Source organism: Olsenella sp. kh2p3, assembly GCA_900119625.1.
Classification (GTDB): Bacteria; Actinomycetota; Coriobacteriia; order Coriobacteriales; family Atopobiaceae; genus Tractidigestivibacter.
Window position 1 is genome coordinate 365,301 of sequence record FPKD01000001.1, and the last position, 24,097, is coordinate 389,397.

At 63.8% G+C, this 24,097-nt stretch carries 24 protein-coding genes and 1 riboswitch; of the genes, 4 read left to right on the forward strand and 20 right to left on the reverse strand.

Annotation, left to right across the window (positions count from 1 at the left end):
* Window positions 1–5 precede the first annotated feature (5 nt).
* Together BT122_RS01615 and BT122_RS01620 are read right to left on the reverse strand one after the other, a co-directional pair.
* Window positions 6–1,316 (reverse strand): ATP-binding protein, encoded by a 1,311-nt coding sequence (locus tag BT122_RS01615; protein ID WP_072354323.1) that lies wholly within the window; start codon window positions 1,314–1,316, stop codon window positions 6–8.
* Between the two features lie 204 nt (window positions 1,317–1,520).
* Complete coding sequence (locus BT122_RS01620) at window positions 1,521–3,320, reverse strand: ABC transporter ATP-binding protein (protein ID WP_072354324.1); 1,800 nt, start codon at window positions 3,318–3,320, stop codon at window positions 1,521–1,523.
* 228 nt (window positions 3,321–3,548) lie between these two features.
* Window positions 3,549–3,633, forward strand: a riboswitch (ZMP/ZTP riboswitch).
* 75 nt (window positions 3,634–3,708) lie between these two features.
* On the opposite strand from BT122_RS01620, the gene BT122_RS01625 reads away from it, so the two are divergent.
* A complete protein-coding gene (locus BT122_RS01625; RefSeq protein ID WP_072354325.1) occupies window positions 3,709–4,344 on the forward strand; it encodes an IMP cyclohydrolase in 636 nt (211 codons plus the stop codon).
* 297 nt (window positions 4,345–4,641) lie between these two features.
* On the forward strand, window positions 4,642–5,820 hold the full coding sequence (locus tag BT122_RS01630) for a phosphoribosylaminoimidazolecarboxamide formyltransferase (RefSeq protein ID WP_072354326.1): 1,179 nt from the start codon (window positions 4,642–4,644) through the stop codon (window positions 5,818–5,820).
* Here the strand turns inward: BT122_RS01630 and BT122_RS01635 are convergent.
* The 8 genes from BT122_RS01635 to yedF all read right to left on the reverse strand — a co-directional run bounded on the left by BT122_RS01635 (window position 5,792) and on the right by yedF (window position 12,415).
* Window positions 5,792–6,379 (reverse strand): GNAT family N-acetyltransferase, encoded by a 588-nt coding sequence (locus BT122_RS01635; protein ID WP_072354327.1) that lies wholly within the window; start codon window positions 6,377–6,379, stop codon window positions 5,792–5,794. The two genes, BT122_RS01630 and BT122_RS01635, sit on opposite strands and share 29 nt — an antisense overlap.
* A gap of 387 nt (window positions 6,380–6,766) precedes the next feature.
* Window positions 6,767–7,255, reverse strand: a complete 489-nt coding sequence (locus tag BT122_RS01640; protein ID WP_072354328.1) for a GNAT family N-acetyltransferase — start codon at window positions 7,253–7,255, stop codon at window positions 6,767–6,769.
* Between the two features lie 103 nt (window positions 7,256–7,358).
* Complete coding sequence (locus BT122_RS01645) at window positions 7,359–8,387, reverse strand: XdhC family protein (protein ID WP_072354329.1); 1,029 nt, start codon at window positions 8,385–8,387, stop codon at window positions 7,359–7,361.
* A 51-nt stretch (window positions 8,388–8,438) separates the two neighbouring features.
* Window positions 8,439–9,518 (reverse strand): selenide, water dikinase SelD, encoded by a 1,080-nt coding sequence (gene selD, locus BT122_RS01650; protein ID WP_072354330.1) that lies wholly within the window; start codon window positions 9,516–9,518, stop codon window positions 8,439–8,441.
* A 2-nt stretch (window positions 9,519–9,520) separates the two neighbouring features.
* Window positions 9,521–10,327 carry a selenium-dependent molybdenum cofactor biosynthesis protein YqeB gene (gene yqeB, locus BT122_RS01655; RefSeq protein ID WP_072354331.1) on the reverse strand — a complete coding sequence of 269 codons (807 nt, stop codon included), beginning with the start codon at window positions 10,325–10,327 and terminating at the stop codon, window positions 9,521–9,523.
* Between the two features lie 34 nt (window positions 10,328–10,361).
* Window positions 10,362–10,601 carry a putative Se/S carrier protein gene (locus BT122_RS01660; RefSeq protein WP_072354332.1) on the reverse strand — a complete coding sequence of 80 codons (240 nt, stop codon included), beginning with the start codon at window positions 10,599–10,601 and terminating at the stop codon, window positions 10,362–10,364.
* Window positions 10,588–11,787 (reverse strand): aminotransferase class V-fold PLP-dependent enzyme, encoded by a 1,200-nt coding sequence (locus BT122_RS01665; RefSeq protein WP_072354333.1) that lies wholly within the window; start codon window positions 11,785–11,787, stop codon window positions 10,588–10,590. The genes BT122_RS01660 and BT122_RS01665 overlap by 14 nt, the downstream gene beginning before the upstream one ends.
* A 16-nt stretch (window positions 11,788–11,803) precedes the next feature.
* Entirely contained in the window at window positions 11,804–12,415 is a 612-nt protein-coding gene (yedF, locus tag BT122_RS01670) for a sulfurtransferase-like selenium metabolism protein YedF (protein WP_072354334.1), read from the reverse strand.
* A gap of 193 nt (window positions 12,416–12,608) precedes the next feature.
* Between yedF and yqeC the strand changes: the two genes are divergently transcribed.
* A complete protein-coding gene (gene yqeC / locus BT122_RS01675; RefSeq protein WP_072354335.1) occupies window positions 12,609–13,316 on the forward strand; it encodes a selenium cofactor biosynthesis protein YqeC in 708 nt (235 codons plus the stop codon).
* 274 nt (window positions 13,317–13,590) lie between these two features.
* Here the strand turns inward: yqeC and BT122_RS01680 are convergent, their stop codons facing one another.
* From BT122_RS01680 to BT122_RS01720, 9 genes are all read right to left on the reverse strand, one after another.
* Entirely contained in the window at window positions 13,591–14,163 is a 573-nt protein-coding gene (locus BT122_RS01680) for a hypothetical protein (protein WP_083432254.1), read from the reverse strand.
* Between the two features lie 231 nt (window positions 14,164–14,394).
* On the reverse strand, window positions 14,395–14,775 hold the full coding sequence (locus tag BT122_RS01685; protein WP_072354336.1) for a RidA family protein: 381 nt from the start codon (window positions 14,773–14,775) through the stop codon (window positions 14,395–14,397).
* A 103-nt stretch (window positions 14,776–14,878) separates the two neighbouring features.
* Entirely contained in the window at window positions 14,879–16,264 is a 1,386-nt protein-coding gene (hydA, locus tag BT122_RS01690; protein WP_072354337.1) for a dihydropyrimidinase, read from the reverse strand.
* Window positions 16,265–16,276: 12 nt separating this feature from the next.
* Window positions 16,277–17,293, reverse strand: a complete 1,017-nt coding sequence (locus tag BT122_RS01695; protein ID WP_072354338.1) for an NTP transferase domain-containing protein — start codon at window positions 17,291–17,293, stop codon at window positions 16,277–16,279.
* Between the two features lie 41 nt (window positions 17,294–17,334).
* A complete protein-coding gene (arcC, locus tag BT122_RS01700; RefSeq protein ID WP_072354339.1) occupies window positions 17,335–18,276 on the reverse strand; it encodes a carbamate kinase in 942 nt (313 codons plus the stop codon).
* Window positions 18,277–18,410: 134 nt separating this feature from the next.
* The gene (gene ygeW / locus BT122_RS01705; RefSeq protein WP_072354340.1) at window positions 18,411–19,613 is read right to left on the reverse strand and encodes a knotted carbamoyltransferase YgeW; all 1,203 of its coding nucleotides are present in this window, start codon (window positions 19,611–19,613) and stop codon (window positions 18,411–18,413) included.
* Between the two features lie 106 nt (window positions 19,614–19,719).
* Window positions 19,720–21,102: a YgeY family selenium metabolism-linked hydrolase gene (locus BT122_RS01710; RefSeq protein ID WP_059053112.1), complete on the reverse strand. Its 1,383-nt coding sequence runs from the start codon at window positions 21,100–21,102 to the stop codon at window positions 19,720–19,722.
* Window positions 21,103–21,631: 529 nt separating this feature from the next.
* Window positions 21,632–21,946: a hypothetical protein gene (locus BT122_RS01715; RefSeq protein ID WP_072354341.1), complete on the reverse strand. Its 315-nt coding sequence runs from the start codon at window positions 21,944–21,946 to the stop codon at window positions 21,632–21,634.
* 3 nt (window positions 21,947–21,949) lie between these two features.
* A complete protein-coding gene (locus BT122_RS01720; protein ID WP_059053099.1) occupies window positions 21,950–22,324 on the reverse strand; it encodes a hypothetical protein in 375 nt (124 codons plus the stop codon).
* Window positions 22,325–22,634: 310 nt separating this feature from the next.
* Between BT122_RS01720 and BT122_RS01725 the strand changes: the two genes are divergently transcribed.
* Entirely contained in the window at window positions 22,635–23,603 is a 969-nt protein-coding gene (locus tag BT122_RS01725; RefSeq protein ID WP_072354342.1) for a Fic family protein, read from the forward strand.
* Between the two features lie 168 nt (window positions 23,604–23,771).
* Here the strand turns inward: BT122_RS01725 and BT122_RS10935 are convergent, their stop codons facing one another.
* Entirely contained in the window at window positions 23,772–23,936 is a 165-nt protein-coding gene (locus tag BT122_RS10935; protein WP_177242179.1) for a hypothetical protein, read from the reverse strand.
* Window positions 23,937–24,097: the final 161 nt, after the last annotated feature.

Here is a 24,097-nt window from a genome sequence, read left to right on the forward strand (position 1 = left end):
TTGCGTTACGCAAGCCCATCCTTCTTGAGGCAGAACGCGGCGTAGAGCGGGATGCTCTCTACGCCGTCGGTCATTCCAAAATTTCGAGTTGACAAGCGCAGCGAACAGGCTGGCTTGTATTTCTCGCGATAGACCGAGAGGCTGCGCGAGCGGACGTTGCCAGAGGACTTAACCTCTACGGGAATGGCCCGTGCGCCACCATCCTCGATGACATAATCGACCTCAGCGGTTCTCCCGCTTGTCCAGTAGCGAGGAGTAAACCCACTCGCAACGAGGTTCTGCGCCACATAGTTCTCGGTAAGTGCGCCAGCATCGAGTAGCTTCCGTGCCGCCTCGTCAAACATCACCGCTGGCGAAACCTCCATCATGGCGGAGAGAAGCCCCGTATCAGCAAGATATATTTTGAACGATGACCGGTCCTCCTGCATCTTCAGGGGAATCTGGCCTGACGAGATGCGAACGCAACGGTTCACAAGCCCGGCGGTCTCGAGCCAATCAAGCGCTACGGCATACTGGCTCGACCTCCCGCCAGACCGCACAACCTTGTACTGGAACTTGTGATTCTCCTTCGCAAGCTGCGCGGGAACGCTTGCCCATGCCTCACGAATACGAGCCGTCTCGACTGGTTCGGCATACTTTGCCATGTCCGCAACATAGAGGTCGAGTATGTTGCGCTGGATACGAGACACATCCGCGAAGTCCCCATGCTTTGCATATGAGGCAACCGCCTCGGGCATCCCACCGGTCAGCACGTATGCCCTGTAGAGATCGAGTGCCTGTTCGTGAAGGGGGTACGCAACCTTCTGCGCATACGCTTCCGAGATGCCCGCGACCATCTGCCCGTGCCCTGTGGCCTCAAGCCACTCATCAAAGGTCATAGGCAGAAGCGTGAGCGTCTCCACCTTACCCACGGGTGCCGAGAAGCCGATGCGATTTACAGCAACTCCCAGCAGACTTCCTGCGGAAATTACGCAGCAGTCCGGTAGTTCCTCACAGAAGTACTTCAACGATGCAAGCGCGCGCGGCGCTGCCTGAATCTCGTCGAGAAAGATCAGGGTCCGATGCGGATCGATGCTGTGGTTGGCGACCTGCTCGATGTTAGAAATCACCCGATTTGGTTCCAAGTCCCCATCAAAAGCCGCGCGTGCGGCGGCCTGCCGTTCGAGGTCAAGAAAAACGTAGTCATCAAACGCCTTCTTCGCAAACTCCTTGATGAGGTAACTCTTGCCAACCTGACGGGTCCCATAGACCAGAAGCGGTTTTCGAGAACTGCGAGATTTCCATTCCATGAGGGAGCCCATCGCATTACGCCTCATATCCATCCTCCCATCTTGGTCCCTTGATAGAAGGTTAGCACTTAAATTGCTAAAAATGTCATGGATTACATTTTTCTACAGCTAAAAATGTCATGGATTACATTTTTTATCAGTTATCGCATATAGGGTAAAGGAAGAGCAAAACGCCCCGGCTTCGCAGAGCAGATCGCGAAGCCGGGGCGCTCATTACGGAGAAGGCCTTCCCTACTCCAAGAAACCGCCGGTCTGTCGGTTCCACAGGCTCGCATACTCCCCGCCGCGCTCCACAAGCTCGTGGTGGGTGCCGTCTTCCACGACCTCGCCGTTAGCCAGTACAACGATGCGATCGAGCGACGCCACCGTTGAGAGGCGGTGCGCGACCACGATGGAGGTGCGGCCGCGCATGAGGTTCTCGAGCGCGCCCTGCACAAGCGCCTCAGACTCGGAGTCAAGAGCGGAGGTCGCCTCGTCGAGCACCAGGATCGGGGCATCAACCAGAATGGCGCGCGCAATGGCCACGCGCTGGCGCTGGCCACCCGAGAGCTTGACGCCCCTCTCGCCCACCATGGTGTCGAAGCCGTCCGGCAGCCGCTCTATGAACTCGAGCGCGTTTGCCTCCTCGGCGGCACGGCGAATCTCCTCCTCCGTGGCACCGGGCTTTCCGTAGGCGATGTTCTCGCGAATGGAGCGGTGGAAGAGCAGGGCCTCCTGGGGAACGTAGGCGACCTGGCGGCGGAGGCTCTGCTGGGTGCAGTGGCTCACGTCCTGCCCGTCCACAAGCACACGCCCCTCTTGGACGTCATCCAGGCGCAGCAGCAGCTTGGTGAGCGTGGTCTTGCCCGAACCGGAGCGGCCCACCAAACCAACGCGCTGACCAGCTGGGATGTGGAGGTTGAGGTTCTCGAAGACATAGTCATCCTGCGGCGCGTCAGGGTAGCGGAAGCGCAGGCCCTCGAAGTCGATGCGACCGTCAGTGACCTCAAGCGGCTTTGCGTCCGCGTCGTCCGCCACGAGCGTAGGCTCGTCCAGCACGCGCGTCATCTCGGCGGCATCGCCAAGGGCCCGGTTGATGCGCTGCATCATGGAGTTGAAGTAGTTGAAGCGCATCGTGAGGTTGTACGTGTAGGTGAACATCATGACGAGCGTACCGGCACTTATCCCAAACCACGCGTTACCGCCCACCACGAAGATCGAGACCACGAACATGATGGCGGTGATGAGTGCCGAAGTGGTGAAGCCTCGCCTCATGGTGGCGCGCATGTTGGTATTCTCGGCTGCCATGGCCTCGCGGTCGGCCGTGGTGAAGAGCCCACGCTCGTAGTCCTCGCGACCATAGGTCTTGACGGCGAGGATGTTGGTTACCGCATCGGAGAGCACGCCAGAAAGCTTGTTCTGCGCACGCGAGGCCTCTGCAGAAAGAGGAAGAATGCGCCGGTACATGCCATAGGCAATGAACACGTAGAGCACAAGCATCGCAACGAGGATGGCCACGAAGAGTGGTGCAATGGGAGCGAGAATGCCCACCGTGAGCACGATGGAGGCAAGCGTCGGCCACAGCGAGTACGTCACCACATCTATGAGGCCGGAGTAGCCCGAGACAAAGCGCGAGGTCTGGCTCACCAGGCTGCCGCCAAAGCGGCTGTTGTGGAATGTCATCGACTGGTTTGAGAGCGTGTCGAAGCACAGGCGCGAGAGCTGGTAGTCACCGTTGATCTCCAGCTTGTAGACCGAGTAGTCCTGGAGCTTTGAGAGCGTCTGGCCAACGGCGTTAACCACGAGAAGGGCAAGCACGTAGGGTCCAAACACGGGAAGCACCTGGTCTGCCGAGACGGGCGATGCCTGCACGCGGTCAACGATGAGGCCCATCACGTAGGTGTTCGCAAAGGTGAGAAGCGCGATGTAGCCCACCGAGCTCACGATGGAGAGCACGAAGGCGCCCATCTTCTGTCGCGTGACTCCCCAGAAGTAGTGCAGCGTACGACGTATGGTCGCGCGGTCGTTCTTGTCGGTTGGTCGAGCAGCCAAAGCAATCCCCCTTGATATCTGCCGCCTCGAGCGGCCCAGGCGTAACTGAAGTAGCTTGCCCAAAGCCAGCCAAGAGTTGCACCGCATGGCCGCACTTGCAGCTAAACCACAGATAGAGGAGTCGAGAGGGACTGGGCTACATTTCCCCTGCGCCAATGCATGGCAACCCAGCGCATTCTTGATGTCAAGGCCTCGCGCACCTCTCGGCGTGATACAGTGAAGCCACAGGAAACGCGCTGTTACTGACGGATAATCGTGGGACACCACGGGGAAGCAGCGTGAACACAACCCGCCGACCGTCTGGGCAAGCGCACCTGAGTGGGTGCTTGCCCGCTGCTGTCTTTTGGGGCCGGGCCCGCTCGCGTGCGCACGAGAGAAGAGAGGACCCATGGAGGATCTGCTCGAGCTACTGCGCGACAACCCCTATCCCGGACGCGGCATTGTGGTTGGCAGCCACTGCGTCTACTACTGGATCATGGGACGCAGCTCCAACAGCCGAAACCGCGTGTTTGTGAAGACCGAGGACGGCATTCGCACCGAGGCGCACGACCCCGCGCTTCTCGAGGACCCCAGCCTCATCATCTACCACCCCGTTCGCACCATGGGCGAGGACCTTGTGGTGACCAACGGCGACCAGACCGACACCATCGTCGAGAAGGGCGACTTTATCGCAGGCTGCATGGCGCGCGAGTACGAGCCGGACAAGCCCAACTACACGCCGCGCATCAGCTCGGTGCTGCACCCCGATGGCTCGTTTGAGCTCTCCATCCTCAAGCGCGCGCGAGACGGGCGCTGCGCCCGCGAGTTCTTCTCGTACGAGGGCTCCGATGGCGGCTGCGGCTACTTCATCAGCACCTACCAGGGAGACGGCAACCCGCTTCCCAGCTTTGCAGGAGAGCCCATTCACGTGGGTATGGGGAGCCCCGAGGAGGTCTGGGAGGCGCTCAACCCCCAGAACAAGGTCTCGCTCTACACCAACGTGGAGGGCGAGGTGCGCATCTTCAATAAGAACCTCGGCGACTAGGGCCGGCGGTGGGTTGGCGTGGCCTGTCTTCCCCGCGGACTCAAACAACGCTCCGCGAACTCGCCGCGGGGAAGACAGGCCACGCGCCCGCCGGCCCTCGTCGCCTCCACCCCCTGTTTTGCTTGCAGCTCTTTTAGGTTTGCTTGCGTGTCACGGCTGATGGTCTTGCAGCCGTACTACGTCAAGTCTTGTCGTTCTTCTCCGCTAGCCTTTGCCTCTTTGCCTGCGGCGAGTTCGCGAAGCGTTGTTTGAGTCCGCAGGCAAAGAGGCAAAGGCACAACACAGGAAAGGAAACGTATGAACTCGCTTGAACTCAAGTACGGCTGCAATCCCAACCAGAAGCCCGCACGCATCTTCATGGCGGATGGCTCCGAGCTGCCTGTGGCGGTGCTCTCCGGCACGCCGGGCTACATCAACTTCCTCGACGCGCTCAACTCCTGGCAGCTCGTGCGCGAGCTTCGCGAGGCAACCGGCATGCCTGCGGCAGCGTCATTCAAGCACGTCTCACCTGCCGGCGCCGCGGTGGGAACGCCTCTTTCCGAGGAGGACAAGAGGGCCTTCTTCGTGGACGATGAGGGTGAGCTCACACCCATTGCCTGCGCCTACATCCGTGCGCGCGGCGCAGACCGCATGAGCTCCTTTGGCGACTGGGCGGCCCTCTCGGACACCTGCGACGAGCGCACCGCCCTCTACCTCAAGCACGAGGTCTCGGACGGCATCATCGCGCCGGGCTACACGCCGGAGGCGCTCGAGATCCTGCGCTCCAAGAAGCACGGCAGGTACAACGTGGTCCAGATCGACCCCAACTACGTCTGCCCCGCCGTCGAGCATAAGGACGTCTTTGGCGTCACCTTCGAACAGGGACACAACTTCTCGAGGGTCGACCGCGACCTTCTCGGCAACGTGGTGACCAAGAACAAGGACATCCCCGAGACCGCCAAGATCGACATGATCGTGAGCCTCATCACCCTCAAGTACACTCAGTCGAACTCCGTGTGCTACGTGAAGGACGGCCAGGCCATCGGTGTGGGCGCCGGGCAGCAGAGCCGCATCCACTGCACGCGCCTTGCGGGCAGCAAGGCCGACGCCTGGTGGCTGCGTCGTCATCCCAAGGTGCTCGGCCTGCGCTTTGTTGACGGCATCCATCGCCCGGACCGCGACAATGCCATCGACCTCTACATCTCGGACGAGCGCGACGAAGTCCTGGCCGACGGTGCCTGGCAGCGCATCTTTGCCGAGAAGCCCGAGGTGCTTGACGCAGACGAGAAGCGCGAGTGGCTGGCACAGCAGACGGGCGTGACACTGGGCTCCGATGCGTTCTTCCCCTTTGGCGACAACATCGAGCGCGCGCACCGCTCCGGCGTGACCTATGTGGCCGAGCCGGGCGGCTCCATCCGCGACGACAACGTAATTGAGGTCGCCGACCGCTACGGCATAGCCATGTGCTTCACGGGCCTGAGGCTGTTCCACCACTAGGGAGAAGCTCAAGCTCCCACATGCGGCACCCGTCTACCTCGCCGCCCTGCCAGGTACCTTCGGCAGGGCGGCGAGGTTTCATTCCCACATGGGCAAGCACGCACTCGCTCGCCACGTTGCGCACGTCAACCGTGGCGGTAAGGCGCGCAAGGCCCAGCGTGCGAGCAAGATCAACCACGGTCTGGCACATCTCGGTGGCGATGCCCCTCCCCCACCAGCGTGGGTCGACCGTGTAGCCCAGCTCGCACGAGCCGTCGGACGTCTCGACAAAGACCATGCCCACAAGTTCTTCGGTGTCCTTGAGGCATGCGGCAAACTTGAGGTCAAGCGGGAGGCCGTCGGGTCCTGTCTGCCCCGCATCTGCCTGCGCATATGCCGGGAGGAAGAAGCGCTCCAGCTGGCTTCTTGCGTCTTCCTCGGACATCATTGGCCCGAAGGGCAGGTACCGCGTGACCTCCTCACTGGAGTTAATACGGTAGATGGCGGGCACATCCGCAAGCGTGTAGCGGCGCAGCGAGAGCCGCTCCGTCTCAAGGGGTAGACGCTCAATCACGCGCATGCCGATGACCTCCCAATCCATATGCCAGAGCCCTAGTATCGCATGGGGGACGCGAGGGATCCGCGGGATCCGCGGGATTCGCGGCACTCCAGCGATAACGCGAGATCTCGCCGTTTAAGAGGGGTTAAACGTTCGGGATTCGCGGCATCCCAGCGATGACGCGGGATTTCGCCGTTTAAGACGGCCTAAACGTTCGGAAATTTCCTAACCGGCGAAATAGCGCGTCATGGATGCCGTTGCCTACTGCCAATCGCTGTCCTAGACACCCTCGTTCTTCATCGGAATCTGAGAACGGCTGCTCTCGTGACCTGCGGAAATGTTGGGCCAACTTCTCAAAAACTGCTAAAGAACGGAGGAGAGGAACTCGACCCCGCTGCCAGTCGCTGGTCACACGTGCGTGTAGGCCAGGCGCTCGTCGCCGTCGCGGCCAAGCTTGATGACGCCGCAGTACGAGAACCCCCTGCTGGCGAGAAGGCCCTGCATGGGCTTGTTGTCGCGATGCGTGTCCACACGAAGGTTGCGTCCGTTCCTCAACGCCCAGTCGAGCATGGCGCCGCCAACACCCTGTCCCTGGCGCAGGACGGCAAAGCGGTGCACCAGGTCATAGGGCTCGTCATTTGGCCAGGATCCCTCGTAGATGCGCGCGTAGTCGGGCTCCGGGCCAGGAAGGAACGCAAAGCAGCCGAGAACGTCATCGCACTCGTCCACACAGGCGCGCAGGACGCCCGTAGCGATGTCCTGCTCCACCAGCTCGCGCGGTGGAAAGCTATCACCCCATTGGTTGGGGTTGCCAGCCTCTCGCATGAACGCGCGTGCGCTCCTGTAGACCGCAAGAACGTCCTCAAGGTCCGTCGGCGTTGCTGGACGTATGTGCATGGTCGCTCCCCAGGCATAGGCATTTGCTGCAAGCTATTGTAGCCGTGGGGCCTATGAGACAAAGGGACTGTCCCTTTGTCTCATTGCTTTGTCTCATTGCCCCCTAGTGCTGGTGCGGCCTCTCGGAAACGGGGCGCAGCTCCGCGCGGCAGCGGATCATCTCCGCCGCAATCGAGATGGCGATCTCGGGGGGCGTCACCGCGAGGATGGGGTCACCAATGGGCAGGCGGATGCCCTCGTCGACCCACGTGGGATCAACGCCGCGCTCCTTCAGAGTCTTGCGGGCAAGGGCCGCCTTACCCCTACTGCCAATGCAGCCCACATAGGCGGGGTGCACGCGCGCAACCTGCTCGAGCACGTCGATGTCCCAGGCGTGCCCGTGCGTGGTCACCACCGCGTAGTCACGCGAGGTCACCTGCACCTTCTCGGAGAGCTTCGTGAAGTCGCCGAGCACTACGCGCTCTGCCGCCGGGAAGTCGCCTGAGACTGCGACGCCCTCCCGGTCGTCGAAGACCACAACGCGAAAGCCCACGCTCGCGAGCACCGGCGTGAGGGCGCGTCCAACGTGGCCGCCACCAAAGATGTAGGCGATGGGGTCCGGACCGGCCGGCTCGGCGTAGGTCTTGGCCTCCTCGTCCCAGAGGGTCGTCTCTGTGGCGGCGCGCGGGTCTCCCTGTGGCAGCTCGTCGAGGTAGGAAAGCCCAACGGTGACGGACGCGGGGTCCGCCCAGTTCTCTGTAATCACGAAGGGCCTGTCGGAGCGCAGGTGCTCCAGAAGCCCGCCCAGCACGTCCTTGGCGAACGCAGGCTCCCACAGATTCACGCCCACCAGGGCGTCGCCGCCGCAGGCCATGGCGGTCTTGGCGTGCGTCATCCACTCCAGCTGGTTGGGCTCCTCGCCTGCCAGCACGCGCTGGCACCTCTCCTGCATCTGCTGCTCGATGCGGCCACCGCCGATGGTGCCAAGCCAGGTTCCATCGGCGAGAAGCGCCATGCGCGCGCTCGCGCCACGCGGCATGGAGCCACGCGTGGCGAGGATGCTCGCGAGGGCGAACGCGCGCCCCTCCTTGGCCTCCCTCAAGAGGCGCCCCACAAACGCGATGTCACGCAGGGTCTCATGCGAGTCTGTCATAGGGTTCTACCTGCCATTCGTTTGAATTCTCATGAGATGTCCCCGACGCTTCTACCCAGCGTAACTCAGCCGGATGCGCGGGCCGCCGTCATAGGCCTCCACACGGCCCATCACGCGCGCGTCCGGAACGCGCCCGTCAGCGAGAAGGTCCGCAAGCAGCGAGTCCGCATCGTCCGCCGCAACGGAGACCAGAAGGCCACCCGAGGTCTCCGGGCAGAAGAGGAGGTCCGCAAGGTCCTGCGGCACGCCCGCCGCATCCACGGATGCCTCGGCAAAGTGGCGGTTGCGATACATTCCCGCAGGCAGGATGCCCAGACGCGCCCAGTCGCGCGCGTGGGCGAGAAGCGCCGGCGCACCGGCGTCAATCACCACACGAACGTCTGCGCCTTGGGCCATCTCCAGCGAATGGCCCATGAGGCCAAAGCCTGTGACGTCGGTGGTCGCATGGACGTCGTGGCGCACGATCACGTCACGAGCCCAGCGGTTGAGGCACATCATCTGGCGCTCCGCCGCCGCGACGTCCGCGGGGTCTGCTAGGCCGCCCTTCTCGGCAGTGGTAATGACGCCCACGCCGAGCGCCTTGGTAAGCACAAGGACGTCACCTGGGCGCGCACCCGAGTTGGTGAGCATGCGGTGCGGGTCCACAAAACCCGTGACCGCCAGGCCGTACTTGGGCTCCTCGTCGTAAATGCTATGCCCACCCACGATGGAGGCGCCGGCCTCGTAGACCTTCTCATAGCCGCCGCGCAGAATCTCGTGAACAACGTCGGAGGGCATGTCCTCGGGCACGGCCATCACGTTGAGCGCCACCTTGGGCTCGCCGCCCATGGCATAGACGTCCGAGAGCGCGTTGGTGGCGGCAATGGCGCCGTAGGTGTAGGGGTCATCGGCGATGGGCGGGAAGAAGTCGACCGTCTCCACAATGGCCACGTCATCCGTCACGCGGTAGACCGCCGCGTCATCCGACTTGTCAAACCCAACCAGGAGGTTGGGGTCGCGCTGGACCTTGATGTCCTTGAGGAGCTTGGCAAGCTCGCCCGCACCCACCTTGGCACCGCAGCCGGCGCACTCGGCAAGCTTGGTGAGCTTGACGTCGCTGCCACCAGCGGATGCCACGTTGTTCTCGGCCATTGCTATCCCTCCAGCCTGTGCGAGAAGTGCAGCAGCGCCTCAAGGACGCCGCCTCCTACGGCGCGCGCCTTGTCGGAGACACTGAAGCAGTGCCCCACCTTGCAGCGCGGGTCGATGTCTCCGGACTTCATGCCCTTGGTGACAGGGCAGCCCTCCTGCAGCAGGCCGCGCAGCACGCCGTCGATGGTTGCGTAGAGGGGCTCGCCAGAGACCTTGGCCAAAAGGTCGCCCTTCTTGACCTGGTCACCAATCTTTGCGATGGGCTCGAAGGGGCCGTCTGCCGGTGCGCGCAGCACGCGTTCGGTGGTGTAGCCACCAATGTTTCCCGGCACGCCGGTGTTGGGGATGGGCGAGCCGTCGTAGATAACGCGCCCCAGGTAGTGGCCGCGCTTGGTCTCGATGGCGGCATGGCAGTCCGCGCTGGAGTTCTCGCCCGCATGGAAGCCCGGACCCACGCCAATGACCACGGGCGCCATGTCCTTGGTGGTCCCCAGGTTCTCTTTGGCGAGAATTGCGTCGATAACTGCCTCGGGCGCAAGCTTGGGGATGCTCTCCCCCTTGGGGTCCACCAGCACGGCGATGGTACCTGTGGCCGCGACCTCGGCCGCCTCGGACGCGCTCTCGCAGCGCACCGCGCGGATGCCCTCGACCTCGGCCTCGCCAAGACGCACGGCCTCCGAGAAGCACACGGTGCGGCGCACCGAGGTTGGCACCGCCACGTCCAGCATCACGATGGACGCTCCCGAGCGGTGGAGCCTCACGGCAATGCCCGAGGCAATATCTCCCGCCCCTCTCACAACAACCAGCATGTCTCCCCCTCCGTCCAACTAGGAGCAGACGCCCCTAGAGTTCTAGCTCGTATAATCCGGCACAGGTAAAGCGGCCCTTTGCGAGCCGCTCGAAGTCGCCGCGCGCCTCAGGCGGCATGGACCAGGCAAGCCCGCAGTCCGCGCGGATGCTCACGGGCGTTGGGATAATCCTTCCCGCGACGCCCGCCTCCTTGCAGGCAGCCTCGCAGGCCAGCGCCTCGTGCGTCGAGTCAAACGACGCAACAACGCGTGGCTCGCGCCTATGACGTGGCATCGTCGTCGCCCTCCCCCTCTGCGGACAGCTCAGCAAGGGCGGAAAGCGCCACATCCACGTCCTTCTCAGTGGTAAAGCACCCAAACGAGAAGCGCACGACGCCCGTGTCCTGCGTACCCAGCGCCCGATGCATGCGCGGCGCGCAATGGCCGCCCGCGCGCACGGCGATGTCGTAGTCGTGGCCGAGGGCGTCTGCGACCTCGGAAGAGTCCCAGCTAGGCAGGTTCACGCTCACAACCGGCGCGTGGTCAAAGCCGGGGTCGAGAAGCCCCTCCTCCGTTGCCGGGAAGTCGCCATAGACCGTGGCGCCCGCGCGGCGCGCACCCGTCACGAAGCGCCTCACGAGCGCGAGGTCGTGGGCGTGGATGGTGTTGAGGCCCTTCTCGGCAATCCATGCCGCCGCAGCCGAGAGGCCAGCAATGCCATGGCCGTTGAGCGTGCCAGCCTCCAGGTGCTCGGGGTAGCCCGCGGGCTGGCCCTCCTCGAAGGAGAGCACGCCCGTGCCGCCGCGCAGCACCGGGTGAACGTCCACGCCTGACGCCACGGCTAGGCCGCCCGTGCCCTGCGGCCCCATGAGGGCCTTGTGCCCCGTGAAGGCCACGAGGTCAATGCCCAGCTCGTCCATGCAGATGGGGCGAGCACCCGCCGTCTGCGCGCAGTCGAGAAGCACCGGCGCCCCCACGCCATGCGCCGCCTTGACCACGCGCACCAGCTCCTCGCGTGAGAGGACGTTGCCCGTGAGGTTCGAGGCATGCGTGAGGCACACGAGGCTCGTGCCAGGAACGATGGCGTTTACCAGGGCATCTACGTCCAGCACGCCGCGGCGGTCCGCTGGCGCGAAGCTGAGCGTCACGCCCCTCTCGTCCCGCAGACGATAGAGCGGCCGCAGGATGGAGTTGTGGTCCCAGTCCGTTGCCACCACGCGCCCGCCGTCGGGCACCGTGCCCAGGATGGCCATGTTGAGCGCCTCGGTGGCGTTGGCGGCAAAGACCAGCCGCTCGGGGTGGCCAAAGCCGAGAAGCGCCGAGACCCGCTCCCGCGCAACGGCAATGGAGCGGGCTGCGGCAAGCTCGGATTCGTGGACGCCGCGGCCGCACGAGCCAAAGGTGCGCAGGGCGTCCGCGACGGCGTCAATCACGCACTCGGGACGCTGGTACGACGTGGCGGCGCAGTTGAGGTAGATCATGGTGCAGGCCTTGTCGCTACAGCGTGGTGACGCCCGGCTCGCCGGCCATGACCTTGGCAATCTCGTACAGGTTGGTCACGCCACCCACGGCGAGCTTCTCACGGATGCCATAGAAGTCGAGGCAGGTGCCGCAGGTGAGGATTGTAGTGCCGCGGCTCTCAAGCTCCTTGATGTCCTCGAGCGACTCCGAGCCCTCGCAGGTAAGGTGCGCGCCGCCGTTGAAAAAGATCATCTTCTTGGGGACGGACTCGCCGTGCGCCAGTGCGTAGATGAGGCCCTTCATGAGGATGTGGCCGAGCTTCTCGTCACCGCGACCCATGGTGTCGGTGTCCACGGCAATGACGGAGGCGCCGGTGGCGGGCAGGTCGCAGAAGGCCTGAGCCTCGGAGGCGGCATTCTCGGAAGCGCTCACCTCACCGCGCGGGGTGAGGGTAAGGGTGGTCTCGTCACCAGATGCGGTGGTAGTGAGGTCGCAGTTCTTCTCAGCCGCCAGACGCGTGAGGTTACCCAGGGCAACAGAGTCGTTGACAACGACCTCGAGAGACTCGCCGGCTGCGAGCTTGGGCAAAGCCTCCAGCGTGAGCACGACGGGCTTGGGGCAGGTGAGGTTGCGTGCATCGATCTTCATGGTGACTCCAATCTGTTTGCCGGCGGAGCGCTGCGACTGATGTCAGACGACGTCGGGCGTTAACCACACAAGTGTATAACGTTGGGCCGAAATGAGACAAAAGGACAGTCCCTTTGTCTCATCCGGTATGCTATGGGACAAGGGAAACTCCCTCTGTCTCACTAGAGCATATGACTTTTTGTAAGGGTTCCTCATGAATCTTGCGGATTTGCTGCGAACGGATAGCGGCGTTCTATCAGTGGTCGGCAGCGGGGGCAAGTCGACCCTCGTGAATGAGCTGGCGCGCGAGCTGGGATGCACCGTGGTCATCGCCACGTCCACGCATATGCTGGCGCCTGAGGGCTGCCCGCTCCTGCTTGATCCCACGGAGCTCGACGTGGAGCAGGCGCTCTGGTACACCCGCGTGGTCTGCGTGGGGACCCGTGCTCCGGGCGCAGAGGGAGCTGCCGGAAAGCTGTGCGCGCCGTCGCTTGGCTTTGGCACGCTCGCCGTGCTTGCCGACCGCGTGCTTGTCGAGGCAGATGGCGCACGCAGGCTGCCCCACAAGGCACACGCTGCACACGAGCCCGTGATCCCCGCCGAGAGCAGCCAGACCATCCAGGTGGTGGGGGCGTCTGGCTTTGGTGGACGCGTGGGCGAAGTTGTGCATCGGCCGGAGCTCATGTGCGCGGCCGTGGGCTGCTCCGCGAGCGACGAGTGCACGCCCGAGCTGTACGCGCGCTTTGTTGCTGCAGAGCACGCGGCTGGCGTGGTGCGCGCGGACGACATCGTGGTGAACCAGGCCGATGACCAGGCCGGCATTGAGCTTGCCGTGCGGTTTGCCGCCGAGCTGCGCGCGTACGGGGACGAGACGCCCGTCGCTGCCGGCTCCGTGCGCGAGCACTGCCTGGAGCGAGTGTAGCGCGAGGCCGGTTCCGCGGGCGCTTCTCGACGCGGGGCTTCTCGGCCCGCAAGCTCTTCTCGGTGCGGGGGCTTCTCGGCCCTGGTCTCCCAGAAACCCGCGGCTTAATAGCAGTTAGCCTCGTGCGTCGCTGAGAGAGTCCGCAGGTAGACGGCTTGCGGCCTTTACGGAGGGTGCTATTAAGTCGCAGGTTTGCCAAGAGAGGGGCGGAGCGAGGGGGCGTTTCGGACGCAGCGGGAAGCCCTGCCGTAAAGCCAGCGGGGCCCAATAGGGCCTACGCCCCAGCGGGCAGACAGCACACAATCACAACGCTCACGACGCCGATGAGCGCCAGCGGCACGCACCCGTCGACAAACGACGGCAGCGGCTCGAGCCGGTAGTAGAGCACGTAGCACACCAGGCTCACGACAAAACCCACCACGGCAAGCGCCGCTACCAGCGCCGACACGCCGGTCTGACCCGCGCCCCCAAGCGCCAGCGCGCAGCAGGCTTCCATGCCAAGCCACGCCACAAAGAGCACCAGCTCGGTAGTGGGTTGCCGCTGGAACACGCGCTGTGTGACGCCGAGAAGCACCAGGTAGAGAATAACGGCACCAACCAGGCACCCAACCACAACCCTCGTGGGCGCAAGCTCGGCCGCTCCTCCGCAGATGCGCGTGGCCCCAAGCAAGCCGCATGCCACCGCGCCGAGAATGGCCACGATGCCGATGGTCCTCAACGCCCCGTGCGCAGAGCCGCCGCTCACCTTGGGCCAGAAGAAGATGGCCCACCAGGCAAGATACAGGGCACAGCACGCAGCCATGAGCGCGTGCCCCTGCCTCATCTGCTCAAACGCAATGGCATCCACAATGGCCTCCCCTAACAAATGCCGCGGAGTATCGCCTAGAGAACCTCGAAACATCTCGATAATAGCTCTGCTCAGCAGAAGTGCTCTCTAGCTGCTATGTTGTCGGATTTCGCGATTCTTGTTGTCACTTTCCGCGATTCAAAGCCGTCCCACACGCCGAGAAAAACGGGCGGCGCCAGCACCAGCCAGCACCGCCCGCCTTGGGGGGCAATACTACTGAACGGACCAGACCTACACCCTTGCGACGGCCTTGATCTCGACCTTGCCGCCACCGGGGAGCGCAGCCACCTGGAACGCCGCACGCGCGGGATACGGGGCCTCAAAGAACTCGGCGTAGATCTCGTTCATGGCGCCAAACTCGTTGATGTCTGCGAGAAGGACGGTGGTCTCGACCACGTCGGCCATGGAGGCGCCGGCGGCCTCGAGGATGTTCTTCAGGTTGGTCAGGCTCTGGCGGGTCTGGCTCTGGATGTCATCGCCGGCGAGCTTGCCGGTGGCAGGATCGATGCCCAGCTGGCCGGACACGTTGATGGACCCGTTGGACACAACGCCGGCAGAGTAGGGGCCAAGCGCCTTGGGAGCCTTGTCGGTGACGATTGCGGTCTTGCTCATGAGAAACTCCTTCACTTCTTGCCCGCTCACGCGGACGGCCAATGGATGAGAGAACAGGGGGACGAGACGCCCGCGGCAATCGCGCCCGCATCGGCGCGCGTCTCTAGCGGGCCACGTAGCGCCCGGGCTTCTCGCCCGTGGGCTCCCCGTCGCGCACGGTCAGCGTGCCGTTCACAAAGACGAGCTTGGCGCGTCCATGTGCCTCGAAGCCCTCGTAGGTGGTGTAGTCGACGGCCTGGTGCTGGTTGGCCGCGCTAATGGTCCAGCGAGCCGCGGGATCCCACACGCAGATGTCCGCGTCGGAGCCGGCGGCAAGCGCACCCTTGCGCGGGTACATGCCAAACACGCGCGCCTGGCCCTCGGAGAGCAGGTGCAGGTAGTCCATGGGCCCGAGCCGACCCTCGAAGGTGGTCATGATGAGGGCCGGCCTGTGCTCCACACCCGGACCGCCGTTGGGGATCTTGGTGAAGTCGCCGCGGCCGCAGTCCTTCTGGCCGTGCAGGTTGAACGAGCAGTGGTCGGTCGAGATCTGGTCGACCTCGCCGTCCTCCACGGCCTCGCGCAGCGACGCGATGTCCTCAGGCTTGCGCAGGGGCGGGCTCATCACGTACTTGGCGCCGGCAAAGCCGTCCTCGCCCTGCTCGAGGTAGCGCGTGTCGTCCAGCAGCAGGTACTGCGGGCAGGTCTCCAGCGAGACGCGCACGCCCCGCTCGCGGGCGGCACGAACCTGCTCGAGGCCAAGCCAGGTCGAGCAGTGCACCACGTTCACGCGGGCGCCCGTAAGCTCCGAGAGGTACATGAGGCGGCTGATGGCCTCGGCCTCGCACTCGGCCGGGCGGCTCAGCGCATGGCCCTCGGGACCCGTGATGCCCTTGGCGAGCATCCTGCGCTGCAGCTCGTTTACCAGGGTGCCATTCTCGCAATGCACGCAGAGGATGCCGTCGAACGGCTTTATCGCCTCGAGCACCTCCATGGTCTGGGCGTCGTCCAGACGCAGGTGATCGTAGGCGAAGTAGGTCTTGAACGAGGTGACGCCGGCATCGCGCATGTCCGCGATCTCCTCGCGCGTGTGGTCGTTCCAGTCGGCGATGGCCATGTGGAAGGCGTAGTTCGCCGTGCAGGTGCCGTCGGCGCGCTTGTGCCACTCGTCGAGCGCCTGGTGAAGTGTCATGCCCCTGTCCTGGGTGGCGTAGTCCACGATGGTGGTCGTGCCACCGCAGGCGGCCGCGCGCGTGCCCGTCTCGAAGCTGTCTGCCGTCCAGTCCATGCCCGTCCAGCACTGCATGTGGGTATGGGCGTCAATGAAGCCCGGGTAGACCCAGCAGCCCGTGGCATCGAAGACCTCAGCGTCCGCAAGCTGCGCCTCGTCGACGCCACCAGGAACAACGTCCGCGATCTTGTCGCCCTCGATGACCACGTCGCCGAGAAAGACTCCCTTTGGCGTGACCAGCTGGCCGTGCCTCAGGACCTTGCGTGCCTGTGCGACCATACAACCATCCCCTTACAGAGAAGAGCTCAGCTCGCCTGGGGCGCCGTCCTTCTCGCCCGCAGCGGGCCATATGTCCTGCCCGGATTCCATGGCCTCGCGCACAGCCACCAGCTCGCTGGCAACCCGCTCGAGGTCAGACGGGGTGTCAATGTCATCCAGCTCTGCCGGGTAGCGTGCCTCAACGAGCCTGGTAGCAGAGGCCAGGTCTGGGTTCCTGCGCAGCAGCTCGCCTCCGCCCACATCTCCCTCAAGGCCGAGAAGCGCGTCTGCCAGGTAGCCCGGAAAGATCACGGGGCTACCCGGCTTGCCCTGCCATGAAAGGCGCGCCACACAGTCAGGATGTGCGGCAAACTCGTCGAGCAGGGCCTCCGCGCTCGCACTGGAAAGCAGCGGCTGGTCGCCCTGCACAAAGAGGTAGCCCGCGCGCTTGCCCAGCGCCTTGACACCTGCATGGACGGTCTGGCTCTGGAGCGCCCCCGCAGGCTCCGCACAGGCCACATGTCTGGCCTCGCACACCGCCCGCACACGCTCCCACCTTGTGGAGACCACCACGTCCAGACGCTGCGACACCAGGGCGTCAAGCGTGTGCGAGACCACCGCGCGGCCACGCAGCGGCTCCACGAGCTTCTGCCTGCCAAAGCGCGTGGCTTCGCCGTTTGCCATAACCACACAGCCCAGGCGGGACACGCCGCCAACGCCTGCAAACGCTGCCGAGAATCCCGCGTTTGCGGCAGTGGTGACCCCTTGGCGCCACGCCTCGTAGCGATGGAGAAAGTCCTCTCCCTCGGGCGTGAGGCTCGAGCTCCCACCCTTCTCGCCGCCAATTGAGCGCACGGTAAGCGGGAATCCCAGGGCATGCTCGGCATCGTGCAGGATGCGCATGGCCTTGGTGTAGCTCATGCCCATGGCCTTGGCGGAGGCAGAGAGGCTGCCTGTCTCGCGAACGCCAGCGAGCAGGGCCATGGGACCCGGGCCAAAGAAGCGCCCGCCATCCTCATCAATGAGGAACGAGAATACCCGTGGTTCCATGGCCCTCACCTCGTGCGCATTGCCGTTGCGATGTCTACATGCTACCCACGGACGATGGTACCAGTCTTGCCGGCAATACCGTCCGCCGCACGGTCGAGCTCGGTGATGAGCGACATACGTCCGGAGCCGGACTGTGCAAACTGCAGCGCCGCCTGGACCTTGGGCAGCATCGAGCCGGGCGCAAACTCGCCCGCGTCAATATAGCGCTGGGCGGTCTCGGGCGTGAGCTCGTCAAGCTCGGTCTGGTCGGGCTTGCCAAAGTGGATGGCGACCTTCTCGACGGCCGTGAGGATGACAAGCGCATCGGCATCAAGCTGCTCGGCAAGGCGGGCTGCGGCAAAGTCCTTGTCGATGACGGCAGCAGCGCCCTTCAGGTGGTGGCCCTCGGTGTGGTAGACGGGGATGCCGCCGCCACCGCAGGCAATGACCACGTGGTCGGCTTCGACCAGCGAGCGGATGGTGTCAAGCTCGACGATGGCCTGGGGCTTGGGGCTTGCGACCACGCGACGCCAGCCGCGGCCGGAGTCCTCGACCACCGTGTAGCCGCGCTCGGCCACCATGCGGTCGGCCTCCTCCTTGGTCATGAAGGCACCAATGGGCTTGGTGGGGTTCTCGAAGGCAGGATCGTTGGGGTCTACCTCGACCTGCGTGAGCACCGTGGTCACGCCGTGGTGGATGTCGCGGTTGGCCAGCTCCTCGCGGATGGCGTTCTGGAGGTCGTAGCCAATGTAGCCCTGGCTCATGGCAACGCAAACCGAGAGCGGGCAGGGGATGTACTTCTCGGGATTAGAGCGCGTGAGCTGGGTCATGGCCTCCTGGATCATGCCCACCTGCGGTCCGTTGCCGTGCGCCACGATGACCTCGTTACCCTCGGCGATGAGGTCAACGATGGCCTTGGACGTGTGCTTCACGGCCGCCATCTGCTCTGGCAGGTTCTTCCCCAACGCATTGCCGCCCAGTGCGACGACGATTCTCTTGCCCATGCGTTCCTCTCCGTTCTCCCCTAGTTACGTTTGCGTGAAAAAAAGCGCGGACCGGCCAACCGAGCTCACAGGCTCGGCCCGACCAGCCCGCGCGTTCCCTTGTGGGTACTGCGCCAGTCGCCCCGATGCCCGACTTAGGCCTCGAGCCAGCGGCTGCGGCCGCGCTGCTCGAGCTCCTTGAGCATGGCAACGGGATCCTTGGCCTTCTGCAGGAAGATCATGGCCGCCACGGCGTACGGCTTGTAGCTGGCCTCCTTGTAGAGACCGTCGCGGTGGAGGTCAAAGACCTCGTTCGCAACCTCACCGTGCTCACAGGAGACGCCCTCGATGTCGGCCGGCAGCGGGTGCATGTAGATGGTGTCCATGCCGTTTGCGGTCTTGGCCATGAGCTCGGGCGTGCAGTGCCAGTCCATGTGGGTGGCGTTCTGGGCGAGAAGCTCCTTCTCCAGGGTGTCGATGCCCTCGGAGTCGCCGGCGGCGTAGAGCTTGGTGCGCTTCTCCATGGCCGCGTAAGGAGCCCAGCTCTTGGGGACCACGATGTCAGCGCCCTCGAAGGCCTCCTCCATGGAGTGGGCCTGGGTGAACGTGGCGCCAGACTCCTGGGCGTAGACGCCGGCCTGCTTGACCAGCTCGGGCATGAGATCGTAGCCCTCGGGGTGAGCCAGGGTGACGTTCATGCCAAAGCGGGTGAGCAGCATGATGAGCGACTGCGGGCAGGAGAGCGGCTTGCCGTAGGAGGGGCTGTAGGCCCAGGTGACGGCAACCTTCTTGCCCTTGAGGTTATCAAGGCCACCAAACTCGTTGATGAGGTAGAGCAGGTCGGCCGAAGACTGCGTGGGGTGATCGGAGTCGGACTGCAGCGAGACGAGCGTGGGACGGTGGTCGAGGATGCCGTCGGCGTAGGACTGCGCCACGGACTCCGAGACCTCCTTCATGTACGCGTCGCCCTCGCCGATGAACTTGTCGTCACGGATGCCGATGACATCAGCCATGAAGCTGATCATCGTGGCGGTCTCGCGCACGGTCTCGCCGTGGGCGATCTGCGACTTGGACTCGTCGAGGTCCTGGAGCTGCAGGCCCAGCATGTTGGTGCCAGAGGCAAACGAGAAGCGCGTACGGGTGGAGTTGTCGCGGAAGTTGGAGACCGCAAGGCCGGAGTCGAAGATGCGCGTGGAGATGTTGCGCTCGCGCAGGTTGCGAAGGGCGTCGGCGACCAGGTAAAGAGCGCGGAGCTCGTCGGTGGTCTTATCCCACGTGTGCAGGAAGTCGTTGTTGTACATCTTGGAGTAGTCGAGCTTCTCGAGCTGGTCGAGGTAGTTCTGGAACGTGGCGTCCATTCGTTTCCCTTTCTTTGATACGCGTGACTGGGTCTTCCCGGTGACCGCTGGGTCTACGTGCAGAGGACCCGGTCGCAGCGGTGCGCCGCGACCGGGACGCAGATAACTACTTGATGTCGTTGCCGGTGAGGCTGGCGCGGAACTCGGTGGCGTCGCCGGTGGCCTGGCTGGGGTCGTAGAGGTTCACGGCCGCAACGTAGAGCGCGGCGCAGGTGGAGAGGTCCTGCTTGTAGGTGACCTCGTTGGGCGCGTGCGCCTGGGACTCGGCGCCGGGGCCAAAGCCAACGCAGGGGATGCCATAGCGGCCCTGGATGGAGACGCAGTTCGTGGAGAAGGTCCACTTGTCGCACAGAGGCCTGCCCTCACGCTTGTCCATGGACTTCTCGCAGCCGATGCGCTTGTCGCCAAAGAGGGCCTTGTGGGCGTCGACCAGTGCCTTGACGTGCGGCGCGCTCTCCTTGTTGATCCACGTGGGGAAGTAGGCCTCGGTCTCGTAGACCTCGCCGGTCCAGCTGGGACGGTCGTACATGTACATGGAGACCTTCACGTCGTCGCCGTACTTCTTGACGGCGGGAAGGTTGCGGACCTCCTCGAGGCAGGACTCGTAGGTCTCGCCGGCGGTCATGCGGCGGTCGATGGAGATGGCGCAGGAGTCAGCCACGGCGCAGCGCGAGGGGCTGGTGTAGAAGATCTGGGAGACGGTGCAGGTGCCGCGGCCCAGGAAGCGGGCGTCCTCGTAGTGCTCGGGGTTGTACTTGGGGTCGAGCATCTTGACGAGGCCCTTGATGGAGGTGGACTCGTCGCAGCCGTTGTTGTTGAGGGCGCGGACGTCGTTGATGATGTCGGCCATCTTGTAGATGGCGTTGTCGCCGCGCTCGGGCGCGGAGCCGTGGCAAGAGACGCCCTTCACGTCGACGCGGATCTCCATGCGGCCGCGGTGACCACGGTAGATGCCGCCATCGGTGGGCTCGGTGGAGATGACGAACTCGGGCTTGATGCCATCGACGTTGTAGATGTACTGCCAGCACATGCCGTCGCAGTCCTCTTCCTGGACGGTGCCCACGACCATGATCTTGTAGCCCTCGGGGATGAGGTCCATGTCCTTCATCATCTTGGCCGCGTAGGTAGCGGAGGCAACGCCGCCCTCCTGGTCGGAGCCGCCACGGCCTCCGATGAGCTGGTCGTCCTCAAAGCCCTCGTAGGGGTCGAAGTCCCAGTTGTCGCGGTTGCCAATGCCCACGGTGTCGATGTGGCCGTCGATGGCGATGATCTTGTCGCCCGTGCCCATGAAGCCCATCACGTTGCCGAGGCCGTCGACCTTGACCTCGTCAAAGCCGAGCTTCTCCATCTCGGCCTTGATGCAGGCCACAACGTCGCCCTCCTCGCAGGACTCGCTGGGGTGGGAGATCATGGCGCGCAGGAACGCGGTCATGTCCGCGTTGTAGGCCTTCGCCGCTTCCTTGATCTTGTCGTAGTCGAGTTCCTTCATTGGGTCCTCCTCGCATCGAGCAACGTTCTTGCTGACTTAGCACCATAAACAATAAGTCTGCTTACCAAACTTTTTGTTTGGTTGACCTTATTAAAGCACGTGCGAGAGGGAATTCAAGGGCCTTTGGCAAACTGTTCACTTTTCTCGCAGACGGTCTTTTTGACGCGGTAGACGGTGGGTGCGAAGGGTGCTTCCCCGCTCGGGAATCGGAGCGGGCCGCGGCACGAGACAGGTTGCAGCCCGCGAAGGGGCGTTGGGGGCGTCCCCGGCCAAACTTGCGGGTTAATAGCAGTGCGCCGAGAAGGGCCGGGCCATCTACCTGCGGTCCTTCTCGACAGGCCCCGCTCGCGACTTCTACTAAGCCGCAGGTTCCCCTCGGGGCAGTCGGCGGGGGACGGCGAGTGCGGCGGGGACGGCGGCCGCGCAGGCGGTCGGCGAGTTCAGCTGGCCGAGACGGACCTCGCACCACGCAAAGGCCCCGGCGACAAGATGCCGCCGGGGCCAGGGTCCCACGTTCTTCTCGGCAGCGCTACTGCTGCCGGTGTGTCACCGCCGCTCGCACGCGGCCGCGCGGGTCTTTCACCAGAAGCGTCACAACCCAGATGACCAGCCCAAGAGCAACCACGCAAACACCGAGGAACGCGTCGTTGGATAGTTGCTCGCCAGACGGCTGGAAGATGGCCACGCCCTCCTGAAGATACTCGGCCACCGCGTCGACCAGCCACATGAGCGACGCGCCCCAGAACATGAGGCACGGCAGACCCAGGTAGAGGTCGTCGTCGCGGCGCAAGTACCACACAAGCGTGAAGGCGACGGCTACCAGGACGGTGATGGCAAGCGTCATCGGCTACACCTCAAGCGCCGGGGCCTGCTCGGAGGCAGCGCGCTGCTCAATCGCGTTCGCGACGGCGCACAGGCCACCCCAGGCGGCGGTCACCACGACGGCCATCGCGACGCCGGTCGTCGCCATCTCGCCAAGCATCGCCGCAGCGTCCGCAGGCGTGGCCATGGCGGAGAGGAACGGGAAGAACGGCACGACCTCGCCATGCCAGACGTGCTCAAAGGCGAGAAGGGCGCTGCCGCCCCAAAGCATCTTGGAGAGCCAGCCGAGACGCTCGACACGGCGGGCGCATGCCTCGGTGTTCTCGCCGCTCTTCTTGGCCTTCTGCTCGATGACCTTCACAGCGGCGCCCTCGGCGGCGGGTACGACAAAGCAAGCCATGGCAAATCCCTTCGTTGGGGTGTGGTCGACACTTGTGCGTTTCATTGTACGTTGTTGTGCCGCGTTAGCGGAAGCCGCACCCAGCTTTGTAACCAAGTTTGTTGGACTCTCGCCCGAGTTTAGCTCCATTTCTTAAAACGAAAATCGCCGACCTGCGGAAACGCGGCAGGCGATTAAGAAAAGGAGCTATTCTCCGCGCAAGGGTAAGCACCGAGTACCGCCGGGCGCAGCGGCGTAGCACCCGGCGACACCGTGCCACAACGATTACCGCCATTGGCGGTATAATCTTGGCGGTAAAGAGGAGGCAAGGATGCCGTACGAGCCGCCATTCGAGCGCAACGACAACATCGATTCACTCTGCATGGAGATTGCGGAGCTTGTCGGTTCCCTCTCCCCGCAGGCACCGCTCGCGAAAAGCCCTACCTTGCATCGTGAGCTTAGGATTAAGACCATCCATTCCTCGCTTCTCATCGAAGGAAACGGGCTCGACGAGGGAGCGGTGACCGCAATTCTCGACGGCAGGCGCGTTCTTGGCGATAAGCATGACATCCTCGAGGTGGAAAATGCCAAGCGCGCATACGACCTCATTCCAGAACTCAATCCGCTCTCCCTCGATGACCTTCTTCTTGCCCACCGCACCATGATGGAAGGGCTTGTTCCCGAGGCCGGTCGATTCCGCTCAGGCAATGTGGGGGTATTTGACGGCGAAAATCTCATCCATACGGGCACGCCCGCAAAGTATGTGCCGCAGGTAATGAAAGACATCTTCGACTGGCTGGGGTCAACGTCCATGCATCCCCTTCTTGCCTCCTGCGTCTTTCACTTTGAGTTCGAGTTCTGCCATCCCTTCTCCGATGGAAACGGCAGGACGGGCAGGCTCTGGCACACCCTCCTCCTTTCCAGATGGAGGCCGGTGCTAGCCTGGCTCCCCGTTGAGAGCACCATCAGAAGACGGCAGGCAGACTACTACGCTGCCCTCGCACAATCCGACGTGGAGGGGTCAAGCGAGATCTTTGTGGAGCTCATGCTCGAGTGTATTCGCGACGCCATGCTTCCGTTTGCGAGAACGGCGAGCAAGCCTCAGACCGAGACGAGCGTCGCTCTTGACTTCTTCAAGAGGAACCCTCGCGGAACTATCCCATCGCTCGCACAAGAGATGGGATGCTCGCAGAGAAGCGCAGAGCGCCTCGTGGCACAACTGAAAGACAAGGGATTTCTAAAGAGAGAAGGCAGCGCAAGAGCAGGTACGTGGCTCGTGCGAGAGGGACCAGCAGAGTAGCCGTGCGGTCGCTGCCGTCCCCCCGGCGGAGGCCGGTAAGAGCCCGCTCGTCGGAGTTTAGCTCCATTTCTTAAATCGAGAATCGCCGACCTGCGGAAACGCGGCGACCGTTTAAAAAAAGGAGCTATTCTCCGCAGAGAAGGGCAAACAGGGCCCGGAGCCTCACCGTCAACCAAGGGCAAAGTACTGCACCAGGACGAGAAGCACCGGCGCAACCGAACAGCCCGCGCCAAAGACCCATCCGACGATCCCCTCGGAAAGCCTGAAGACGAGAGCCATCAGGCCCACGGGTACGATGACGGCAAATACGGTGATGGCAAGCAAGAGTTCCATGACGTATTCCGTTCGCGTAAGGAGATACATCGACCTGCAAAAATGCGCCTTCCGGCGAGAATACGGCGCCGGAGCGAGGGTTTTGTACGCACTTGCTGCGAAAACGGCCCTTCGGGCGTCAAAATGACGCCCGAAGGAAGGTTCCAGCGGCTTTCTCGTCG